Annotated in this window: 18 protein-coding genes; 6 read left to right on the top strand and 12 right to left on the bottom strand. The window is 32.2% G+C overall.

Features of this window, described 5'->3' with window-relative positions; all coding sequences use genetic code 11:
* Complete coding sequence (locus tag J8L88_RS15175; protein ID WP_211061157.1) at nucleotides 1-900, bottom strand: hypothetical protein; 900 nt, start codon at nucleotides 898-900, stop codon at nucleotides 1-3.
* A 164-nt stretch (nucleotides 901-1,064) separates the two neighbouring features.
* Here J8L88_RS15175 and J8L88_RS15170 point away from each other — a divergent pair, with 164 nt between their 5' ends.
* Together J8L88_RS15170 and J8L88_RS15165 are read left to right on the top strand one after the other, a co-directional pair.
* The gene (locus J8L88_RS15170; RefSeq protein WP_211061156.1) at nucleotides 1,065-3,341 is read left to right on the top strand and encodes a fibronectin type III domain-containing protein; all 2,277 of its coding nucleotides are present in this window, start codon (nucleotides 1,065-1,067) and stop codon (nucleotides 3,339-3,341) included.
* 165 nt (nucleotides 3,342-3,506) lie between these two features.
* On the top strand, nucleotides 3,507-3,905 hold the full coding sequence (locus tag J8L88_RS15165) for a hypothetical protein (RefSeq protein ID WP_035084582.1): 399 nt from the start codon (nucleotides 3,507-3,509) through the stop codon (nucleotides 3,903-3,905).
* Between the two features lie 101 nt (nucleotides 3,906-4,006).
* Here the strand turns inward: J8L88_RS15165 and J8L88_RS15160 are convergent, their stop codons facing one another.
* The 4 genes from J8L88_RS15160 to J8L88_RS15145 all read right to left on the bottom strand — a co-directional run bounded on the left by J8L88_RS15160 (nucleotide 4,007) and on the right by J8L88_RS15145 (nucleotide 7,696).
* On the bottom strand, nucleotides 4,007-5,218 hold the full coding sequence (locus J8L88_RS15160) for a bifunctional alpha/beta hydrolase/OsmC family protein (RefSeq protein WP_118385483.1): 1,212 nt from the start codon (nucleotides 5,216-5,218) through the stop codon (nucleotides 4,007-4,009).
* A gap of 109 nt (nucleotides 5,219-5,327) precedes the next feature.
* Nucleotides 5,328-6,437 carry a serine hydrolase gene (locus J8L88_RS15155; RefSeq protein WP_118385484.1) on the bottom strand — a complete coding sequence of 370 codons (1,110 nt, stop codon included), beginning with the start codon at nucleotides 6,435-6,437 and terminating at the stop codon, nucleotides 5,328-5,330.
* 106 nt (nucleotides 6,438-6,543) lie between these two features.
* A complete protein-coding gene (locus J8L88_RS15150; RefSeq protein ID WP_118385485.1) occupies nucleotides 6,544-6,927 on the bottom strand; it encodes a DUF3037 domain-containing protein in 384 nt (127 codons plus the stop codon).
* Nucleotides 6,917-7,696: a HipA family kinase gene (locus J8L88_RS15145; RefSeq protein ID WP_118385486.1), complete on the bottom strand. Its 780-nt coding sequence runs from the start codon at nucleotides 7,694-7,696 to the stop codon at nucleotides 6,917-6,919. The genes J8L88_RS15150 and J8L88_RS15145 overlap by 11 nt, the downstream gene beginning before the upstream one ends.
* A 198-nt stretch (nucleotides 7,697-7,894) precedes the next feature.
* Between J8L88_RS15145 and J8L88_RS15140 the strand changes: the two genes are divergently transcribed.
* The 3 genes from J8L88_RS15140 to J8L88_RS15130 are packed head-to-tail and all read left to right on the top strand — an operon-like array spanning nucleotide 7,895 to nucleotide 11,994.
* Nucleotides 7,895-8,380, top strand: coding sequence for a T9SS type A sorting domain-containing protein (locus tag J8L88_RS15140; protein ID WP_027392139.1), 486 nt, complete (start codon nucleotides 7,895-7,897; stop codon nucleotides 8,378-8,380).
* Between the two features lie 4 nt (nucleotides 8,381-8,384).
* A complete protein-coding gene (locus J8L88_RS15135) occupies nucleotides 8,385-10,193 on the top strand; it encodes a hypothetical protein (RefSeq protein ID WP_211061155.1) in 1,809 nt (602 codons plus the stop codon).
* Between the two features lie 7 nt (nucleotides 10,194-10,200).
* Nucleotides 10,201-11,994 carry a hypothetical protein gene (locus J8L88_RS15130; RefSeq protein ID WP_211061154.1) on the top strand — a complete coding sequence of 598 codons (1,794 nt, stop codon included), beginning with the start codon at nucleotides 10,201-10,203 and terminating at the stop codon, nucleotides 11,992-11,994.
* Between the two features lie 79 nt (nucleotides 11,995-12,073).
* Here J8L88_RS15130 and J8L88_RS15125 read toward each other — a convergent pair whose 3' ends face one another.
* The 6 genes from J8L88_RS15125 to J8L88_RS15100 all read right to left on the bottom strand — a co-directional run bounded on the left by J8L88_RS15125 (nucleotide 12,074) and on the right by J8L88_RS15100 (nucleotide 20,480).
* Nucleotides 12,074-12,793 (bottom strand): DUF547 domain-containing protein, encoded by a 720-nt coding sequence (locus J8L88_RS15125; RefSeq protein WP_027392138.1) that lies wholly within the window; start codon nucleotides 12,791-12,793, stop codon nucleotides 12,074-12,076.
* Between the two features lie 305 nt (nucleotides 12,794-13,098).
* Complete coding sequence (locus tag J8L88_RS15120; protein ID WP_027392137.1) at nucleotides 13,099-13,668, bottom strand: cysteine hydrolase family protein; 570 nt, start codon at nucleotides 13,666-13,668, stop codon at nucleotides 13,099-13,101.
* Nucleotides 13,669-13,802: 134 nt separating this feature from the next.
* Nucleotides 13,803-14,480: a DUF2490 domain-containing protein gene (locus J8L88_RS15115; protein ID WP_211061153.1), complete on the bottom strand. Its 678-nt coding sequence runs from the start codon at nucleotides 14,478-14,480 to the stop codon at nucleotides 13,803-13,805.
* Between the two features lie 25 nt (nucleotides 14,481-14,505).
* A complete protein-coding gene (locus J8L88_RS15110; protein WP_211061152.1) occupies nucleotides 14,506-16,458 on the bottom strand; it encodes a S9 family peptidase in 1,953 nt (650 codons plus the stop codon).
* 12 nt (nucleotides 16,459-16,470) lie between these two features.
* Nucleotides 16,471-19,689 carry a hypothetical protein gene (locus tag J8L88_RS15105; protein WP_211061151.1) on the bottom strand — a complete coding sequence of 1,073 codons (3,219 nt, stop codon included), beginning with the start codon at nucleotides 19,687-19,689 and terminating at the stop codon, nucleotides 16,471-16,473.
* A gap of 17 nt (nucleotides 19,690-19,706) precedes the next feature.
* Nucleotides 19,707-20,480 (bottom strand): MBL fold metallo-hydrolase, encoded by a 774-nt coding sequence (locus tag J8L88_RS15100; RefSeq protein ID WP_211061150.1) that lies wholly within the window; start codon nucleotides 20,478-20,480, stop codon nucleotides 19,707-19,709.
* A 114-nt stretch (nucleotides 20,481-20,594) separates the two neighbouring features.
* On the opposite strand from J8L88_RS15100, the gene J8L88_RS15095 reads away from it, so the two are divergent.
* Nucleotides 20,595-20,828, top strand: coding sequence for a hypothetical protein (locus J8L88_RS15095; RefSeq protein WP_027392132.1), 234 nt, complete (start codon nucleotides 20,595-20,597; stop codon nucleotides 20,826-20,828).
* 11 nt (nucleotides 20,829-20,839) lie between these two features.
* Here J8L88_RS15095 and J8L88_RS15090 read toward each other — a convergent pair whose 3' ends face one another.
* A complete protein-coding gene (locus tag J8L88_RS15090) occupies nucleotides 20,840-21,193 on the bottom strand; it encodes a hypothetical protein (protein ID WP_035084578.1) in 354 nt (117 codons plus the stop codon).
* Nucleotides 21,194-21,418: the final 225 nt, after the last annotated feature.

Below are 21,418 nucleotides of genomic sequence, written 5' to 3'. Positions count from 1 at the left end.
TTAAATCTTAAGTTTTTTAAGAAGGCCGTCCGAAAAGGCGGTCTTCTTTATTTCATAATAATACTTTTTAATTATTAAGATTACTAAAAGCGGAGTTAGTCCATGTGGAATTCTATACAATACTTGATGTAAATTTTGATGAATCGATTGAATTGGAAAATCCCAATAAAAATTAGCAACTATTCTGGCAAAAGCTGTAAGTAATCCCCAAAGTACTGCATACCATAAAGTATATAATTGAAGTCGAGGTATAGGTATGAAAATTAAAATTGCAATTATAAAATCAAGAATGCCTGCGATATATAAAAAGGTAATAGACGTTCCTTCTGAAAATCCAAATATTTGTATAACCATATCTACAAATTTTCCAGGAACGGGATAAAACCCAAAAGCATATAATCCGTGGGAGAAAAAGGTAAAAGCTACCAAAATTTTAAGTATAACAACTAATCTTAGAGGATTCAGTTTTTTAGAATAATTATATAATAAAGCAAATGGTAAACCAAACTGAATACTGTGCTCAAAAAATTGAGCGAAATGATAAAATTTTTCTTTGGTCATTAATAGTGTTAGTAATAGCAAACTAATTCCACCAAATATGATGGGAATTCGAAACCATTTTAGATTCGTTTTTTTTATTACAAGAGCGGAGATTGCAGCGATAAGATATATGAGGCCATTGATTTTTATACCATTTTGTATAGCGCTATCTGTTTTGTGACTAGTGGCATAGTCTTGCCAAGGAGTATTAAAAAAACCTTCGACTATGGGTTGTAATATCGATTCATCCCAGAAAAAGGTACGATAGGGAGCATCCCAAAACAAATGTTGTAATGATCTACCTAAGAAAATTAAGAAGACACTAATTTTAAGAAGTAATTCTATTCGATTGCTTTTCATTGCACAAAGTAACATAGTAAGATGTTAATAGATTGTAAATTCAAGGTTATACTTTTTGTAATCTTAAACTATTAAAATTAAGGATTAATTAAGAATCTAGAATTAGATTTTTTTAATTACATGATATCCTAAATTTGAGAAAACTAACTTAATCTTCATATTAAATGAAACAATTCATTACACTAACTTTAATACTATTAGGGCTTCAATTGCAAGCATCTAATGATAAATATCGACTGACCCTAAGAGGTAACCCTTCCACTTCGATAGTTGTAGGATGGAATCAATCATCTGGTAGCAATCCTACTGTTTATTTTGGGACTACAGATTATGGCACTAATTATAATAATTATCCAAACTCTAAGTCACCAGATAGAACAGTTTCATACAAAGGAATGAATAATAATTTCGCTAGACTTACAGGCTTACAGCCTAATACAGCCTACTATTTTGTGATTAGAGATAGTCAAGGTACAAGTGAGCGTTTTTGGTTTAAAACAGCTCCAGCTGATAAAAGTAGGTTATCCTTTATTGCGGGTGGTGATTCTAGAAATAACAGAACTCCGAGACAAAATGCAAATCGTTTGGTTGCTAAGTTAAAGCCTCATGCAGTATTGTTTGGAGGCGATATGACAGATGATGATACTAATAGTCAATGGCAAACTTGGTTTAATGATTGGCAATTAACAACTGCATCCGATGGCAGAATGTTTCCAATTGTAGCAACAAGAGGGAATCATGAAGATAGTAATAACAGCGTTTATAACTTATTTGATACGCCATCATCAAGTGTATATTATGCATTAACTTTTGGTGATAATCTTGTTAGAACATATACGTTAAATACAGAAATTTCTATTTCAGGTAATCAAACGACTTGGTTACGTAATGATTTGAATTCAAATACCAATGTTATTTGGAAAATGGCGCAATATCATAAACCAATGCGTCCACACGTATCTTATAAATCAGAAGGAAACAGTCAATATAGCAATTGGTCCCAATTGTTCTACGATAAAGGAGTGAAACTAGTAATAGAGTGTGATGCGCATACCGTAAAAACTACTTGGCCTGTGAGACCATCTACAGGATCAGGAAGTGATGAGGGTTTTATAAGAGATGATCAGAACGGAACAGTATATGCTGGAGAAGGATGTTGGGGAGCTCCTCTACGTTCTAATGATGATAATAAAAATTGGACAAGAAATTCTGCAAGATTTAATCAGTTTAAGTGGATTTTTATTGATGAAAATAAGATTGAAACTAGAACTATAAGAGTAGATAATGCTTCGCAAGTGGGTTCTGTATCTAATAGCAATGTATTTCAGGTTCCTTCGAATTTAGATATATGGAATCCTTCTAACGGAAGTGTAGTTACTATTAATAAGGGGACAGTAGATCCTAATCCAGATAGTGGCACAATAGAAGTGGCTATTAGCAATGGTAATGATGATGTAGAAGAAAGAGAAAATGGAGATGTGTATACAAATAGTAGTGATTTAGAATTAGTTTATGATAGTTATAGTAATGCAGGAAATCAAATAATAGGACTTAGATTTCAGTCGCTAGCGTTACCTAAAAATGCAACAATCACTAACGCATATATTCAGTTTACGGCTGATGAAAGTAATAGTGCCAATGCAGAATTAGAAATAGCTTTACATGATAGTAGTAATTCTTCTGCATTTAGCACAAGTAACTATAGTGTTTCTAATAAATCGGTGTTTTCTAATAAAGTAATTTGGAGCCCTAATTCTTGGTCAAGTGGTCAGAACGGTTCGGGACAACGAACTCCTGAGCTTAAGAATATGGTTCAACTTCTGGTAAATAAAAGTAACTGGGTTTCTGGTAATAATGCTTCTTTTATTATAAGAGGAAAAGGTGTAAGTTTAACTAGCACTTCTGCAAAGAGAGTAGCAGACTCGTATGAAGGAGGTTCTGATAAAGCAGCGCGTTTAGTTGTTGTTTATACTACAGATTCGGATACAGATCCTGTAGATATTTGCTTAGGTATTTCTCCTTGGCAAAGTGGCATTAGCTATGCTGTTGGAGATAAAGTAACATATCAAGGTTATTTGTATGAAAGAACATCCTCCAATTGGACTAACTTGGGGGCTTGCGGAATAGTAAGAGTTAATACTGATGTTGCTAAAATACTATCTCCACCACTAGAAGAATTAGAGAATGATTTGACTTTTGATATATATCCCAATCCTTTTACTGATCAATTGAATGTTACTATTTCTAGAAAGTTAAAAGAAAATTATAAAGTTTTGATTTACAGTTTGCAAGGTAAGGTTGTGTATAATAAAATAGTAGAGCCTAGTGCTGATAAAACTACTATTTCATTATCTGGAACCCAGAAATCAGGAATATATTTATTGTCCATAGAAGATGGTAACGGTAAGACTATCAAAACAAAACGATTGATAAAAAAATAAAATTGATCAAAAAACACTAATCCAATTATGGATTAGTGTTTTTTTTGAAGTAATGAATAATATGAATTTAAGAAAGTGTTAGATAACATTTTGATAATCATTAGGTAAACCAATATTTGATTTTTATTTAGAAATTTAAACTTTAACTCTTAAACCAATATTATTATGAAATTGATCAAGGTGATGCCATTTCTAGTCGTATTATGTTTCTTTTCTTCTTGTGAAATGGAAACAAATAATATGGAAGAAATCACATCAATAACTGAAGAAAAAAGTGAAGTAAGATTTGATGTAATTATCAAGTTAGTAGATGAATGGTCTGGTCAGGAAATTCCCGCAGGAACTTTACCTGGATATGGAGCTACTAATTTAGAAACAGGAGTCATTTATTTTGATTCAAGATATGAAGTAGGGCTTTTCGAAAGTCTTCCAATTGGAACATATAGGTTTGATGCTCGTGATGGTTATTTTGATGGAGCATCCTCTGCAATTGTTGAGGTGAGTTCAGAAAATGAAACTCCAGAAGGATGGATTGAAGTAACATTAAGATATTGGTCAGAATAAAAAAAAGGTCAAAAAATTTTATACTTTCATAATGGAAAAAAGGGAAACGCGAGTCCTGTATAGTTTCCCTTTTTTATTTGTTTTAAATTTAATTACGATTATTAAATCAACTTAGTAATCACCTGCGTTTCAGAATGCAATGTTTTGTGAACGGGGCATTTATCAGCAATTTGTAATATTCTTGCAATTTGTTTTTCATCTAAATCTCCTTCTAGTTTAATCTCTCTATTAAAAGTGTCTATCTTGGCAGTAGAATCTTCACAGTTTTCACAATCTTCTATATGTTTTTTATCATAACTTGTATGTACTTCTACATTTTGGAGGTCCCAACCTTTTCTGGCAACATACATTTTTATAGTCATAGCCGTACAAGCAGATAGTCCAGCGGAAACTAGCTCGTAAGGAGACGGGCCAAAATCATGACCACCAACACTTTCGGGTTCATCGGCAACCATATAATGATTTCCTACTTTCATTTGGGTAGTGTATCCCTCGTCGTTTCCAAGACTAGCTACTACATGGTGTTGACTTTTTAGTCTAGGTTCTTCAGGGATATCAACATATCTAGTAGACCAACCTGCTATTACTTTTCCAGCATATAAAGAATCTTCTTTTCTCATTAATAAATGATCAGCCCCATCTAAGGTTACAAAACTTTTTGGATGTTTGGCAGCATGATATATTTCTTCAGCATTTCTAATTCCTACGGTAGTATCTTGTGGAGAATGCATTACTAACAGAGCTTTATCCAGGTTTTTAGCTACTGCTGGTAATGATTTTGTTTCAAGATCATCAAGGAATTGCTTTTTAATGGTAAAATCTCTTCCACTTAGGTTTACGATTGCCTTACCATTTGTTTCAATTTCTTCAAGACCACTTCTTAATAGATGTTGTACGTGAGTAGGGTCAGAAGGAGCACCTATTGTAGCCACAGCTTTTATAGAATCAATTTTTGCAGCAGCAAAAATTGCGGCAGCACCACCAAGAGAATGTCCGATTAATAGGGAAGGCGCTTGGTATTCTTTTGCTAAAAAATCCGCTGCAGCTATTAAATCTTCTACATTGCCAGAGAAATTAGTATCTGCAAAATCTCCTTCACTTTCTCCTAAACCTGTGAAATCAAAACGTAATACGCCAAATCCTTGTGAGGTAAGAGCTCTGCTAATATTTCTTACCGCTCCTAAGTTTTTATTACATGTAAAACAATGCGCAAATAAAGCAAAGTTATGAGGATGTTGATCTGCAGGTAATTCTAAACGACCAGAAAGTGTCTGACCTTCTGCATTAGTAAAAGAAATTTTAGAAAGGCTCATGTGATTGTTGTTTTTATTAAATGTCGTTTTTTTTGAGCTTTTCTAACTTTCTATAGGGGTTAAAAATGTGTTAACGTTTTTGATTTAGCTATTTTTTAGTGGAGGTTCTTTATTTTAAATTCTTAATGATTTTATTAAAAAATAAATTTGAAGAATTATCTAGAAGAACAAAACTTGTTTTCTTTTTAGTGTTTCTTACAAAATAAGAATTAGCCGCTAACCAAACTCCATTGTGCATTACAGTATCTTCGCTTAGAATCACCCAACCAAATCCATAGTTCGATTTTTTACCATTATTTAAAGTGGGCTTTTTAAAAGCTTCTTTCAAGTTTTCTTCACTGATAAGATCATTTTGATACCAGAATTGATCCCAAATAACAAAATCTTCTATACTACTAAAAACAGCACCATCTCCTGCAACGCCATCAATAAATGTGGGTTTAATCTCTCTAACCTCTCCTGCCATATCTTCAAAACCATCAGTTTTATGTTTAAATGTTGTATCCTTGGATAGTAAATTCCAAACTCTGGTGTTTTTCATTCCTAATGGAGTAAAAATTCGTTCACTCATAAAATCTTCAAAAGATTGATTAGAAATAATTTCTATAATTCTGGCTAGTAAAATATAATTTGTATTAGAGTATTGGTACTTCTCATTAGGTTCGAAATTAACTTTTGGATGATTTTGAACTAACAGATTTATAGCTATTTGATTTGTGAGAATATCAATACTATCTTTATTCTTTTCTGCAAGACTCATATATGCATCTGGAACTCCTGAAGTTTGATTTAATAGGTGTCGAATAGTTACTCTTTTATAAGGAAATTCTGGGATATAGGTACTTACAAGATCATCATAATCTAATTGTTTTCTCTCTTTTAGTAGCATAATACCGCTAGCAGTAAATTGTTTAGATACTGATGCTAATCTAAATGAAGATTTATTGGTTAGTTTGATGTTTCTCGACACATTTGTGAATCCATAAGTTTTTGCTAATAGCGGAATTCCTTCTTTTGTAATTAAAACACCTCCATTAAATTTTCTGTCGGTATGAAGTTGTTCTAACCATTTATCTATTTGCGTAACTCTTTCTGTTTGACTAGCATCTTTAGGAATTTTTAATGCAGGAACTTGTAGATAAAAGACAAAGAACCAAACAAAAAAACCAATTACGGCTACAATACCTATTAGAATAATATATAGTATTACTTTTTTCATATACGATTATGATCTTTATAGTGTATAAGTATTAAAAAAGACCGTTTTGTTACCGTATTTTCATCATTAATATTTCTAAAAAGAGATAGTTAGTAGAGGATAGAAGTTATAGAATATAATTATCGAAAAGAAGATCTAGTTCTTTTTGAGGATCGTGACATATTCCCGGATGGGTTTTAGAACTTTGTATAATTGTACTTCTACAAGCGGTTAACCAGCGGAATCTATCTGATAGTTCTAATTTTCCGATTGCTCCACCAGAAGGAGCCCCAATACTAATTAATTCCCAGGATTTAAGATATTCCTCTAAATGTTCCAAGGTTACTTCACTTGAAAAAGCTTTTAATTTATTTGGGTCAATATGATATTTGACTTTAAGAAATTTTTTTCTTTTAGAGAATAGAATGACCCCTACATTAAAGAATTCTTCACGTTCCACTTTGGGAACGAATCGTATAATTGCGTATTCAAATGTACATCTATCTTGCATCTTCAGCTTCTTTTACCAATTCATCAATTTTAGAAAGTCTACTATGAATAAATTCTATATATGCAGCCCTCATATCATTTGGACTTAAGTCCTCAGACTCATCGATTAACCAATCTTCCGGTATTTTGGTAATAATTTCATCGATCTTTTCGTGAGTCATATGTAATGTAATCTCTTTGGCTGCTTGTGGTAGTTTATCAGCACGTTCCAGCAATACGTGATCTTTTATAATAGGAAACGTTCTCTCTAGATGATTTCGCCACTGTTTCCAATTGTGATGAAAATAAAAACTAGCACCGTGATCGATAAGCCATAATTCTTTTTTCCAATTAAGTAAATTTGTGTTTTTTGCAGTTCTATCAATATTACTAATGATGCTATCTAATAATACTACTTTTGATGCAGTCATTCCATCTGCAATAGAGACTAATGGATCGTACATGATAGCTTCTGATAAGAAATGCAAACCTAGATTAAGTCCAATACTAAACTTAAGTAAATCCTGAATTTCTTCATCTGGTTCAGTTTTACTGAAGGAATCATCTAGATTCATGAACACTAATTCCGGAACTTTTAACCCGATAGATCTTGCTAGTTCGCCACCGATGAGTTCAGAAATTAAAACCTTTTTACCTTGACCAGCTCCTCTAAACTTTAATACATACAGAAACTCATCATCTGCTTTTACGATTGCAGGCAGAGAACCACCTTCGCGTAGTGGTTGTATATATTGTACCACATCTACTGTCCTAATATCAATAGTATTCATAGGGGTCTAATATAATAAAAAGAAGCAGCCATTATATAAAGTTAAGAACAGATTTTTTTGGTAATAATATCGGGGAAAAATACTTTTTTTAAGATGACTAAATAAAAAAACAGGTATAAATACCTAGGTAACTAATGATTCTTTTTGGTCTAATTGGGATTTAATTTACGTAGTTTTAAGATATTAAAACATTTATATATGAAACATAATTACATACCCCTTATGGTTTTGATGTTTTTTTCTTTTGGGATCACCTCGATGATCGCACAAGAGAATACTGTTTCTGGTAGCGGAAATGCTTCAGGAACAAGTGGAACATCAAGTTTTTCTGTTGGACAAACCTTTTATACAACCATCCAGAATGCAAGTGGATCGTTATCCGAAGGAGTTCAACAGGCTTTTGAAATCGAAACGTTGAGCAATCCAGAGTTCGAATCAGTACAACTTAATGTTAGTACATATCCGAATCCTACCACGGACAGATTATTTCTTTCCATCGATGAGATTGATTTAGAAAATACAAGTTTCGAAATCCATGATATTCATGGGCGATTAATTATTAGTAAAGCTATTGATAGTAATACTAATGTAATAGAAATGAGTTCCTATGCTTCTGGAGCGTATATTTTAAAAGTGAAGAAGCTAAACTCCTCTTTAAAGACTTTCAAAATCATAAAAAAATAAACCGATGAATAAAATAATTACTTTTTTAATTTTTGCGTGTACAATAAGTATTACGGCACAAAATTCATATAGAATTAACTATCAAACTGTCATTAGAGATGCAGATAATATTGTTGTAGGGAATACAAATGTAGGAGTACAAATTAATATTCTGCAGACATCTGCTTCTGGTACTTCTGTTTATTCGGAGAATCAGAATGTTACGACCAATATTAATGGACTGGCCAATTTAGTGATTGGAAATGCTGCTGGTTTTGATTCTATTGATTGGTCTGCTGGACCCTATTTCATAAACGTAGAAATAGACCCAACAGGAGGAACGAGTTATACATTGTCGACAGTTAATCAATTGTTAAGTGTTCCCTATGCTTTGCATTCAGCTAGTGCAGATGTTGCAGCAACTGCAGATTATAATTCATTAACAAATCTACCGACAATAATAACTTCAGAGCAAGCTGCAAAGGTCGATTTTATCACTGTTACATCGGCTGTAAATTTAGATCAATTACAAACAGACGTAACAGCTAACAATGCCAAAGTTACATTTCCTGGATTTGGAACTGTTCCTGGTACCGCTTTAGAAGGAGATAATGTGATATGGACAAAATCTGTAACTGACGATATCTTTTATAATGCAGGGAATGTTGGTGTCGGTGTGGATGAATCGAGCAGTTTTAGTGGTTCAAAATTACATGTAGGAGGCCCAATTTTGTTTGATGGCACTCCGGCGGGAACTGTTCCTGGAAGTTTATATTATGACAATACAGGTAATGGAAGCTTTCATTATATAGACAATACCAATACAGATGTAACTATCAATACAGGAGCTGTTACATATACTGGTGGATTATGGAGTATTGAGAATGGAGATGCTACTATTAGTACTGATGTAATTATTCAGAATAGTTTAGGAGTGGGTGTAGATGCAACATCTGGTGTTGACTTTGGATTTAATACACTTCTTCTTACAGAAAATAATCTAAGAATATTATTTGATGATAGTGATGATATCTCTGGGACATTACCAGCTAATGATTGGCAAATAGAAATCAATGAATCTTCGAATGGAGGTACGAATCATTTTGCGATTGTAGATGTTACAGGAGCAACAACGCCTTTTAAAATTATGGCTGGAGCGGCTGAACATTCTTTGTTTGTCGCAGCTAATGGTAATGTTGGAATAGGAACAAATTTACCAACCAATAAATTAGAAATTGTAGGAGCAATTAAAGCAGATTCTTTTGTAGGAGATGGCTCTGGAATAACCGGAATAGCTTCAGGTACTGGTGGTATTACTAATGCAGGAGATACTACTATTGCGGCAGATAATGATGCAGATACTGTTGGAGAAATTGCTTTTCAAACCCAAAATACAACCAGAATGACAATTAGTAATACTGGATTTATTGGTATTGGAACAACAACTCCCTCGGTAGCTTTAGAAGTAGTTGGGGATGCCAAAGTAGATAATATGACACTTAATGGTAATGTTTCGGTTCAAGGGATTGCGATTACACCTAATGCAGAAATATCAGCTACAACTTTTCCTACAACTTATGATGTAACAGATAAGAGTTTTGTTACGTTTGATGGTCAAGCAGCTTCTTCAATTCAGGCATTTTCGGGCGGTATCACAGGGCAATCTGTAATAGTTGCCGTTTTGACTTCTGATGTAACATTCGAACATAATGCAGGAACTATCTCACAGAATTTTCAGTTGGCAGGAAATGCGAATATTTTATTGACGGCTAATAGTAGTGCCACATTTATCTATGATGGAACTAATTGGTATTGTGTAGGACTTAACAACTAATAAGAAGATGAAAAAGTTATTTATAAGCCTATGTTTGCTAATAATTACGACAAGTATATATGCACAGGCACCAGAAAAGTTAAGTTATCAAGCTATTATACGAGATGCCTCCGACGCATTGGTTATTAATGCTAGCATATCTGTACAAATTAGTATAGTGCAAGGCAGTGCAACTGGAACTACAGTATATAGTGAAGTTCATAATCCTATGACTAATTTTACAGGAGTTGTGAGTTTGTTAATAGGGGATGGAACAGTTGTTTCCGGATCATTAAATGGAATCGATTGGGGAAGTGACTCTTACTTTATTAGAACGGAAACCGACCCTGCTGGAGGAACTAATTATAACATAGTAGGTACGTCTCAATTATTAAGTACATCTTTTGGACTTACCAGTAAGAATACAGATAGAGCCTTGAGTATAGATTACAATAATTTAACTAATACACCTACGACAATAACCACAGAACAAAGCGATAAGGTAAATTTTTTAAGTATTACATCCGCTGTAGATTTAAATCAGATTTTAACAACAGTATCTGTTAATACGGCTAAAACTTCTTTTCCAGGATTTGGAACTACTACGGGAACAGCATTTGATATTATATGGTCAAAAATAGGAGATCATGTGTATTATGATACTGCAAAAGTTGGTATTGGTTTTACCGATGCTACTGCTTTTGGTAATGCTGTTTTGGGAGTTAACGATGGGATTACCTTAAGTAATATGAATGATGAAGTAGCACAAGCAACTCCTGGTTCTCTTTTTTATGAAGGAAGTGCTAAAGGATTTATGTTTTATTATGATAATACTGGAACATTAAAATCTTTAGGAACTGGTGACATTACTTTTAATACGAGAAATAATGTTTTTATTGAAGAATCTATTGTTAAAAACCGAGTAGCCATAGGCGATGATGTAATGACCGGAATGGATTTTGGAGAAAATGATATGATTTTATCAGATGATACTATTGGTATTTGGTTTAGAGATACGAGTGTTAGTGCAAGTTTTCCAACTAATGATTGGGTGATAAAAATCAATGATATATCTGATAATGGAGAGAATTATTTCGCTGTTTTAGATACGACTGCTAATAGAATCCCTTTTAGGGTTATGGCGGGAGCACCAGATAAATCTTTGGAAATAAATGCAAATGGAAACATTAATGTAGGGAATCTGATTCCTACTGAAAAAATCGAAGTAGACGGTAGTGTTGCAGCTACTTCTTTTGTTGGTAGTGGAGCAAACCTTACTAATCTTACTGGAACAGGTACAGCAACTACATCTAATATAGGAAGTACTACTATTGGAGCAGATAATGATGCAGATACGAATGGTAGTATTATTTTCGAAACAGAGCAAAATATCAGAATGAGAATTGAAAGTGATGGATCGGTAAATAATGGAATCGTAGATCCTTCAAATCTTTTGAGTATTAATGGAGATGCTAATTTTACCGATTTGACTGCGCAAACTCTCTCTGTAGGGGGAGCTGTACAAACTCCTGTATTTACAGAAACAAGTGTTGGTAATTTTACGGGGTATGATTTAACAAATAAATCTATTGTACTTATAAATAATGGTTCTAGTGTTACTGTTTTTGGATTTATTGGAGGAGTAACTGGGCAAAAGGTACATTTGATTAATATTCATCCTACTACTACCATAACGATATTTCCAAGTCAGGTTCTTTTACCCGCTTCTTTGGGTAATCCTGTCTTGAATCAAAACGAAAGTATAAGTCTTATATATAATGGATCTAATTGGGTCGTTACTGATTTTGTAGGTACTCCTTAGTTTTAAAATATTTTAGATAGAAATTAGAAAAGCCCTTTGTTTTTAATAAAGGGCTTTTTTTATTTATAGTTAAGAAAAGTTATTCTCTCTCATTTAAACTCCAGTCATATTCCAAGTAATTTATTTTTGATGACTTATCGATTTTTACTTTTGAATATCTATTGATATAACTTTTAATATCTCCATTATCAAAATCTTTAGCGTACCAATCAAATACTTTTGAAATGTTCACTTCATTATTGGTGATGATATTTTTAGAAGGATCATTAATATATTCAATAGTCCTTTCTTCTAAGGCTTTAGTAATGTTTCTATTTGTATAAGCTCTATTCCATAGTTTTGGAGAAGAAGTTGCAGCACAATTAAGTAAGAAGTGAATTCTAGGTTCATCCATTTTTCTTAAAATTGTGTGCTCAATATCATCGAGACTATATTTTATATTATTTATTTCAATTGATTTTTTCTTCCAGGGATTTTTAAGATCATTTATTGATTTAATGGGATAGTGATCTATTATCATTTTCATTACAATAGCATTATATAGATTTACCCAATACGCTAATTTCTCAGAGTTTTCTGAATTTTCTGAAGGATAGTTAGTGGATAAAGATGTAAAGTATTTGTCAAATAAAAATTTATCCCTAATAAACCCTTTATAATCTACTTTACCATCATTAGATACATTTAATAGTAGAAGTTGATCCCATACCATATGATCTATATGTTTTTTTTGTGCGTGTATACTAGATATAAAACTTGATAATGTTATTATTGCTAGTAATAAATATGTCTTTTTCATATTATGGCTATACCGTTAGAACTATTTTTTTAATAAAAATGGGGAAAATTACGTACAATTGTTAATTGTGGTTTTACCGTAAATATAATATTTTCATCGATAAAAAGCAAATAATGTCGATAAAACAACTTATAAACATTTTTTTTAGCAAATTATAGTATTTCTTAAAAGATTAAAATATGTCTCTAGTTTTTAGTGCCCAATTTTAGATAACTTATATTGTAAACGGCCTCCGTTAGTGTTTTAGTAATAGAAGATTAACTTACTAAAGAAATAGGAGAGGTTTTTATGTTGGATTAATTAAACTAAGAAAGTTTAACTATTTCTTCAGTTAGCACAACCGTAGCAAATTCATCTTTGAGATTAGCAATTTCAATATCGTGTACCATTTGAGCACTATATCTTTTACCACTAAAGCTAATTTTATCAAAAGCCGCTACAGCGTCTTCAATTAGAAAAGTATTAAACCCATAGTTAGAGGCCATTCGGGTACTGGTAGATACGCAATGTTCTGTGGTTAATCCTACAATAACTACGTTTTTAATATTTGCATCTTCTAATTGTGTTCTGAGATCTGTACCTATAAATGCACTGTTTACATCCTTTTCAATAACCGGTTCGTTTTGTTGTGGTACTATAAAATCTTGAAATTCATTACCAATTTTCCCTTTGGCCAATGGAGAATCTGGGTTAGAAGAACAATGTTTTACGTGATAGATTGGTAAACTTTCTAATCTCCATTTTTTTAATAAAGCCTCTATGTTTTTTTCAGCGTTAGGGTTATTACGTTCCGTGCCATAATATCCTGGATTGTTGATTCCTTTTTGTACATCAATAAGTAGTAATGCTGGATTATCTTTTTTTGTAAGTGCCATAGTTTTCTTTTTTAAGAGCTTAAAAAAAATGAAGCTTTTGATTTTCTAATTGAGCCTTTGGAAATTTTAATCTTTTAACAAGATAAAAGTGATCAGAGGCCCAATTAGATATCAATACTTTTTAACTGTATCTTTTATTCTTTCTTTCTGAAGTCGGTATTATAGATGATACCTAACTGCAATCGATCAAAGTTGATACCAGTAAAATGATTTTTTAAGTACCCAAACTGAATACTAAAGTTTGATTTTACATTATAACCAATTGCACCATATAAACGATTTTGTCCAAAAATAGGCTCTTGTAAATTAATGAAAACTTCATCATAAACATTTATGAACCATTTCTCGTTAAAAGGATAGGTTAGTTGTAATCTATACCTAGCTCGATGTTCAGTAAAATCATCAGCTTGTGTACTAATAAACCTTTGTTCTAATCGATATCGATGTTCGAACTTTACTTTTCCGACTTCATTTTTAAGAATAAATTGCTCAAAAATTCGATGTTCATTACTATTTTCTTCACCAGGAATATCTGCAAAAGTACCATCTGTATTGATATAACCATATCCAATAGTTGCGATTGCATTTTCCGTAAGATGATAATTTAAACCAGTTCGAAGTAATAATTGATTAAAAGTATTAGCTAATTCGTAGAAACGAAATTGAGCTTCAGAGTGAATGCTTAGTTTATCTGTTATTCGATTCGTTCCAAAATACATATACCAAGCGCCTAAGTCATCTTCTCCAGTTTCTTGAGCGCTAGTATAGGTAATACTCATTAGTATAGTAAGGAATACAATTGTTTTTCTCATAAATATATTTAGTAATGATATAATACTAGGATTCTGATTCTACAGTTTTAGTTTCAGATTTTCCGTCATTAATGATTTCTGATCCTGGTTCTTTTAGATATTTATCTAAGAATTTTAGGATTCTTCCGTATGCTTCGATCTGATTCTCTTTTTTCACAAAACCATGTCCTTCATCTTCAAACAATACATATTCTACAGGAACACCATTTTTCTTAACTCCAGCGACTATTTCATCCGATTCTACTTTTAGAACTCTAGGGTCCTTAGCTCCTTGTAACACAATTAAAGGTTTAGTCACTTTTTCTGTGTGAAATAATGGTGAGATTTGTCGTAACCTTACAGAATCAGCTGTATTCGGATCTCCCATCTCAGTATATAAAGCATCTTTAAAAGATTCCCACCATGGCGGAATACTTTTTAATGTTCTTAGCCAGTTGGTAACTCCGAATATATTAACTCCTACTTTAAAATCTTCAGGAGTATAGGTAAGAGCCGCCATAGTCATATAACCTCCATAAGAACCTCCAATAATTCCTATTTTATTGGCATCAATAATATCTTGTTGTGCCAACCAATCTTTTCCGGCTACACAATCTTTTAGATCTTTATCTCCGTGATTTTGATCATCCATTTTATAGAACGTTTTACCATAACCACTACTTCCTCTATTATTTACGGCAAGAATTGCATACCCGTGATTTACATAATATTGGATTTGTGAACTAAAACCTTGTCTAGATTGCCCTCCAGGACCACCATGTACCCATACCAATGCTGGAACTTTATTGTCCGCAGTAGCTTGTTTTGGCTTATAATATATCGCTGGAATTTCTAAACCATCAAAAGATTTAAAACGAACAACTTCTGATGCTACTAAATGGTCTTCGTTAATATCTTTGTTTAATACATCTGTTAATTGATAGTATTCTTTAGATGCCATATCGTAAGAGTACACGTTTCTAGGAGTACTTGAACCTGAAACATTTAAAAATGCCATGGACTCATCTCTAGAAAAACTTGCACTTGAAATTTCTTTATTTTCAAATGAAGGAAATGCCACATCTGTACCAGTAGCGACTTCTTTTACATCCATTACAGTTTTAGCATCCTCATTAGTAAACATTACTTGATATTTTCCATTTCTAGTGAAATAAAATGAATTAATATCCCAATTTTTTTCTGCTACTTTTTCTTTTGTACCATCTGCAAGATTATATTTCATTAAATAACTAAATTCTGCATTATCATCGGTGGTATAATAGAATGAAGTGTTGTCTGGAGAAAAATCTTGAGGTTGATTACCGCTAATATTCTCATTGACTTTAGTTTTTTCTTTGGTTTCTGTATTCATTAAATACAAATCAACATCGTTTGTGGTTACTGCCTTAGTAAGTGCAATGTACTTTCTATCTTCAGACATACCGCCAAAATCCATTCCATCGTTATTCTGATAGATCATTTTAGAAGTGAAATCGGCAATATTCATTTCATAATGATCCATGTATTTAGGATCTCTTTCATTACTTCCATAAAAGAAACTTTTTCCATCCTTTGACCAACCTCTAAATAGAGCTCTCACATTTTTTTCGGGAGTCAGTCGTGTAATACCAGAACTGTCTTTAAGAAAAATTTTATATATTTCATCTCCATTACCATCCATTCTAAATAGTATTCTATCATCTTCTGGGAAATAAGAAATACCAAAAACAGAAGAGCTATCAGATTTTGTAACCGGAATTAATTCTCCACCTTTAACCGATGTGGTATACATATTATAAATACCAGAGCGGTTACTGGTCATAAGAACTTTGGATTTATCGTTAGAAAAACCGTTGGAAAATGCATTTTCATTGTCCATAAATTGTTCAATTGAATATTCTTCAATTGCAATAGGAGGAGCAACAACTTCTTCTTTTTTTTCTTCTTTGCAGGAATGGAGTAGTAGTACTCCAATTCCTATAATAATGAGTTTTTTCATGATTAAGAATTTTTATTTGATTGTGAAAGTTTTTATCTCCTTAAACGGAGAAGTCTCTAATTTTTCTATAGCTTCCTGATAAGGTTTCCAATCTTCTATGAAGAAAGAATTTGTTTTATCTAAAGCTTCTTTTAATGCATCATTAGCATGTTTTATCAAAGTTTTTTCGGTAACTGTTAAGCCATTTTGTCTGCTTCCTGTATACCATCCTGCAGTACCTAAGCGTTGCATCACAGTTACTTCTGGATTACGAGTAATACCTTGTCTTTTATCTTCTTTGCCTAAATAAATAGCTATGGTAGAATCAATTTTTTTAATAATATCTTTAGAAGACTTAATTTGATCTTTAAACTTCTTTTTATCTAACTTCTTAAGTTCTTTTTGGTATTTAGAAGCTACTTCTTTACTTTCTACCAATTGCTTAACTGCATCAGCGACGGTTTGTCTCATAGATTCTAGGTTTTTGGAAGCATCGTATATTTCATTTATATTTTGTTGAGAAATCTGTAATCTTGGATCAGATTTAACTTCGATACTAGATTCTGATTTTTGATCACCATATTCCATTAGTAATTTATAAGTCCCTGGTTTAACTGTAACCCCTCCAGGTTCTCTCTTAGATTTCTGGATTTTTCTAGATGGTCGATCTACTCCTTTTTCATCCATAAACCATCGCATTTTATGAATTCCAGTAGAATCCGGAGTTTTTTGTTTAAGCGTTCTGATAAGTCGATCACCATCATATATTTTTAGATGTATAGAATCCCATTTAACCTTTTTTTCTTCATTCTCATCTATTTCCTCTTCATTGTTTTCTTTTTCATCTTTTTTATCTTTTTCTTTTTTAGACGCTTCTTTTTGTTCTACGGTTACAAAAAAGGAAATATGTGCGCCAAAATCACGATTCTCACCGTTATATAAGGCATCAGCACCGAAACGACTTCCTGTTGGTTGTTGATAGGCAGCTTGATATGCAGTTGGAGGATTAAATAATTGTAATTTCTGAGTAAGAATGTTTTTATTTTTGGCTAGAGCACGTAAGGGTCTAATATCATCTAGGACCCAAGCAGCTCTACCAAACGTTCCTATCACCAAATCATGTTCTCTAGGTTGTATTACTAAGTCTTTTACTGAAACTGTAGGGAAACCAGAGGTCCATTTTGTCCATTTGCGACCTGCATTTAAGGAAATGTATAATCCATCATCTGTTCCTAGAAAAAGTAAATTTTTCTCAATAGGATCTTCTACAATACTCAAAACATAACTTTGAACATCACCATTATCTACGATGCGCTCCCAAGTTTTACCATAGTCTACGGTTCTATACGCATACGGAGTGTAATTAAACCTTCTATAATCATTTGCTACTAAAAGAGCTTCTCCTTTTTTCTTATTGGAAGCTTTGATCTGAACTATCCAACTACCACTAGGTAGCCCTTTAATGTTTTTAGAAATATCAGTCCAATTTGCACCACCATTTTGAGTAATGTGAACACGTCCATCATCTGTTGCCGCCCATAGCATATTTTGTTCTAAAGGAGATGGTTCTATTACTAAAATAGTACAATGATTTTCTGCTCCAGTAGCATCCATTGTTAAACCACCGCTTTCTGCTTGTTTTAGTTTTTCTGGATCATTGGTGGATAGATCAGGAGAAATTACCTCCCAAGTTAACCCTTTGTCTTTACTTTTATGTACAAATTGACTTCCAAAATATAATGTGTTATTATCAAAAGGATCAATATTGATAGCAGCATTCCAATTAAAACGGAGCTTTACTTCAGGATCTGGATGTGTAGGTTTAACTGTATAATTATTACCGGTCATCCAGTCATAACGGCTAACAAAACCTTGTTGACTCATAGACCATCCATATCTGGAATCATCTTTATCAGGTACTACATCAAATCCATCTCCAAAAGATATTTCTTGCCAATAAGAATTTCTAATTCCTTGAGCTTTCCACACATATGCTGGACCTCTCCAACTACCATTATCCTGCATACCTCCATAAACATTATAAGGATACTCATTATCTACATTAATATGATAAAATTGCGCAACAGGTAGATTTCCTATAAATCTCCAGGTTTTTCCACCATCTCGTGTAATATTTAAACCTCCATCATTACCATCGATCATAAAATTACCATCCTGCGGATGTATCCACCAAGCATGATGATCTGGATGCACTCCATTATCAACACCATAAGCTGGCATTAACTGCTTGAAATTTTTTCCACCGTCTTCAGATACATTTACATAGGTAAATACAGAATATACTCTATTCTCATTCTGAGGATCTACATATATTTCTGAATAGTAGAAAGGGCGATTGCCAATGTCGTTTTTATCATTAATTTTTTTCCAATTAAAGCCACCATCTTCGGATTTATATAAGGCATTTTTCTTAGCCTCAATTAATGCATATACAATATTAGGCTTATTTCTAGCTATAGCAATTCCAATTCGTCCTAGATCACCTTTTGGTAATCCATCTTTATCAGTTCTTTCTTGCCAAGTTTTTCCTCCATCATGAGTAATATATAATCCAGAACCTTCACCTCCTGATTTAAAAAACCAAGGGTCACGTTTGTGTTCCCATAAAGCAGCAATTAATTTATTAGGATTGGTAGGATCCATTACTAGATCTGCAGCTCCTGTTTTATTATTTGCAGAAAGAACTTTGTTCCAAGTTTCTCCTCCATCAGTTGTTTTAAAAATTCCTCTTTCAGGATGTATTCCCCAAGGAGAACCAATAGCCGCAACATATACAATATTAGGATTGGTTGGATCTATTACTACTCTGTGGATATGACGAGTTTTTTCTAACCCCATCAATTTCCAGTTCTTACCACCATCTAAAGATTTATAAATTCCGTAACCTCCATTAAGACTATTTCTAGGATTACCTTCTCCTGTTCCTGCCCAAACTACAGAAGGGTTTGATTGTTGAATTGCAACTGCACCAATAGAAGCGGTAACTTCCTTGTCAAAAATAGGTTTCCATTTAATTCCACCAGATGTAGATTTCCACAACCCTCCAGAGGCTGTTCCTGCATACATAATATCCGGATTAGAGGTAACAACATCAATAGAGGTAACACGTCCGCTCATTCCACCCGGACCAATATTACGTGGATGTATTTTTTTTACATAATCCATAGAAAATTCTTGTGCAGAAATAGAGGATATTAGGGTAAGAGATAATAGAAATAGTAATCTTTTCATTTTATAGAGTGAGTTAATTATAATTGAATTTGTTCTTCTAGTATTGTTAAAAAATGTACCTCAGGATATTTTTTCTTTAAATCCTGTAATTCTTGTTTCTTTATTTTAGGTGAAATGTGTGTAGCGATAATCTGTTTGGCGTTAATATGATTTTTGATCAGTTGACTTGCATTATTATCTAATAACATCCAATAAGGAAGAATTGCAATGTCAATACCATCATTTACCAATTTTAATCGGTTAAATAAATTAATATCATTCATCCAATTGGTATCACCAACGTGTAGAACTTTTTTTGACTTAAAATCAATAATGTAACCTATATTTTCTACGGTTGTATGTCTTTTTCCTGCATGATTGATTTTTACACCTGTGATATCAAGTTTTTTGATTTTTATGGTCTGTTTTTTGTAATCTGAAGTAGCAATTGTAAATAATCGATTATTAAAAGGAATTATTTTTTCTGTTATTTGATTAGGCCCAAATAAAACAGCTTTTTTATTAAAATTTAAATAATCATTAGAAAGTAATGTACTAAAGTGATCTCCATGATGATGTGTAAATAGTATAACATTTGGTTGTAAATCTGTATGTATTTTATTAATCAAGGAGGTTGGAGGAAAAAGATAATCATCTCCATATTTAGAATGTAATCCATCGATTAATACGGAAGATTCTCCATTAGAAATATAAACACCCATATTCCCTGTATAGATGACCGATATTTTTTTTTGAGAAAAACCAGAAACACTAAAAATTATAAGAGTTAAAAGGAAAAATCTTTTTAACATTTTTGATTGATTATCTAATTAAAAAGCTAAAGTTAAGAAAATGAAAATGCGAAACTCTTAAAGGGGTGTTAAGTTAGAAAATACCTACATTTGAAGAGGTTAAATACTAATAATATGAAATTTATAGAACTTACTTTGCATAATCATACTATCGTGCATGGATTTGATGCAAGAAATCAAGAAATAATAGAAGAAGTTGAGGTAAAATCTCCGTCTAAAAAATTGGTTTCGGTAGATCGAATATTGTCTGTAAGCGAGAAGTATATTTTGATCAAATATGCATTTGATAGAATTATCTATTGGGAGTATTTAGAAGATTATGAAAATTTAAAAACAATGTTAGCCTAGCGATCTATATTTTAGGGGGTCATTATTTTCTTTTTCTTACTATTTCTGGCGGAAATTAATTTAAAATTCTTATCAACTTTTATGATAATAATATTTCCTGTATGAAGATTGACCATTTTCCATCTAAATCCATAAGAAGTTTCAAAAATGGCAGATCGAGCCATTTTTCTTAAATCAATTTCATCAATTTGTTCAATAATTTCTGTGGCTAATAAATCTAATCCACGTTTTTTTTCTTCATCTTCAGATAGTTTTCTATCAATCTGATTTTGAATTATCATTGAAGAATTTGATGTTATAAAAAGATTATTAGGGTATAATAAGCCGAAGGTAAATAATAATAAGAATAGTATATATTGTTTCATATGTTCTTGTTTTTAAAACTATATACTATACTTATTGTATTGTATATAGTTACTTAATTATAAAATGTGTAACCATATTTTGTTGTTATTTGTACTAAACTTAAACGTTCTTAAAACTAAGGGATTATAAAATTAGTTCATTAGATGTCTTTTGAATATATAATTTTGTTAAAAAAAGATCAATATTTCTTAAAGTTTGAGATTTTATCGGGTAATTAAGGGTTT

Origin of the sequence: Aquimarina sp. MMG015 (assembly GCF_018100855.1) — a bacterium.
Lineage (GTDB): Bacteria > Bacteroidota > Bacteroidia > Flavobacteriales > Flavobacteriaceae > Aquimarina > Aquimarina latercula.
This window is presented reverse-complemented; position numbering and strand designations above follow the sequence as displayed.

Coding starts and splice junctions, on each gene's coding strand:
- J8L88_RS15160 (WP_118385483.1), bottom strand. CDS start 5,218: ATGAGCCTTTCTAAAATTTCTTTTACTAATGCAGAAGGTCAGACACTT.
- J8L88_RS15090 (WP_035084578.1), bottom strand. CDS start 21,193: ATGAAACAATATATACTATTCTTATTATTATTTACCTTCGGCTTATTA.
- J8L88_RS15120 (WP_027392137.1), bottom strand. CDS start 13,668: ATGGCACTTACAAAAAAAGATAATCCAGCATTACTACTTATTGATGTA.
- J8L88_RS15095 (WP_027392132.1), top strand. CDS start 20,595: ATGAAATTTATAGAACTTACTTTGCATAATCATACTATCGTGCATGGA.
- J8L88_RS15140 (WP_027392139.1), top strand. CDS start 7,895: ATGAAACATAATTACATACCCCTTATGGTTTTGATGTTTTTTTCTTTT.
- J8L88_RS15100 (WP_211061150.1), bottom strand. CDS start 20,480: ATGTTAAAAAGATTTTTCCTTTTAACTCTTATAATTTTTAGTGTTTCT.
- J8L88_RS15110 (WP_211061152.1), bottom strand. CDS start 16,458: ATGAAAAAACTCATTATTATAGGAATTGGAGTACTACTACTCCATTCC.
- J8L88_RS15170 (WP_211061156.1), top strand. CDS start 1,065: ATGAAACAATTCATTACACTAACTTTAATACTATTAGGGCTTCAATTG.
- J8L88_RS15155 (WP_118385484.1), bottom strand. CDS start 6,437: ATGAAAAAAGTAATACTATATATTATTCTAATAGGTATTGTAGCCGTA.
- J8L88_RS15115 (WP_211061153.1), bottom strand. CDS start 14,480: ATGAGAAAAACAATTGTATTCCTTACTATACTAATGAGTATTACCTAT.
- J8L88_RS15145 (WP_118385486.1), bottom strand. CDS start 7,696: ATGAATACTATTGATATTAGGACAGTAGATGTGGTACAATATATACAA.
- J8L88_RS15165 (WP_035084582.1), top strand. CDS start 3,507: ATGAAATTGATCAAGGTGATGCCATTTCTAGTCGTATTATGTTTCTTT.
- J8L88_RS15125 (WP_027392138.1), bottom strand. CDS start 12,793: ATGAAAAAGACATATTTATTACTAGCAATAATAACATTATCAAGTTTT.
- J8L88_RS15175 (WP_211061157.1), bottom strand. CDS start 900: ATGAAAAGCAATCGAATAGAATTACTTCTTAAAATTAGTGTCTTCTTA.
- J8L88_RS15150 (WP_118385485.1), bottom strand. CDS start 6,927: ATGCAAGATAGATGTACATTTGAATACGCAATTATACGATTCGTTCCC.
- J8L88_RS15135 (WP_211061155.1), top strand. CDS start 8,385: ATGAATAAAATAATTACTTTTTTAATTTTTGCGTGTACAATAAGTATT.
- J8L88_RS15105 (WP_211061151.1), bottom strand. CDS start 19,689: ATGAAAAGATTACTATTTCTATTATCTCTTACCCTAATATCCTCTATT.
- J8L88_RS15130 (WP_211061154.1), top strand. CDS start 10,201: ATGAAAAAGTTATTTATAAGCCTATGTTTGCTAATAATTACGACAAGT.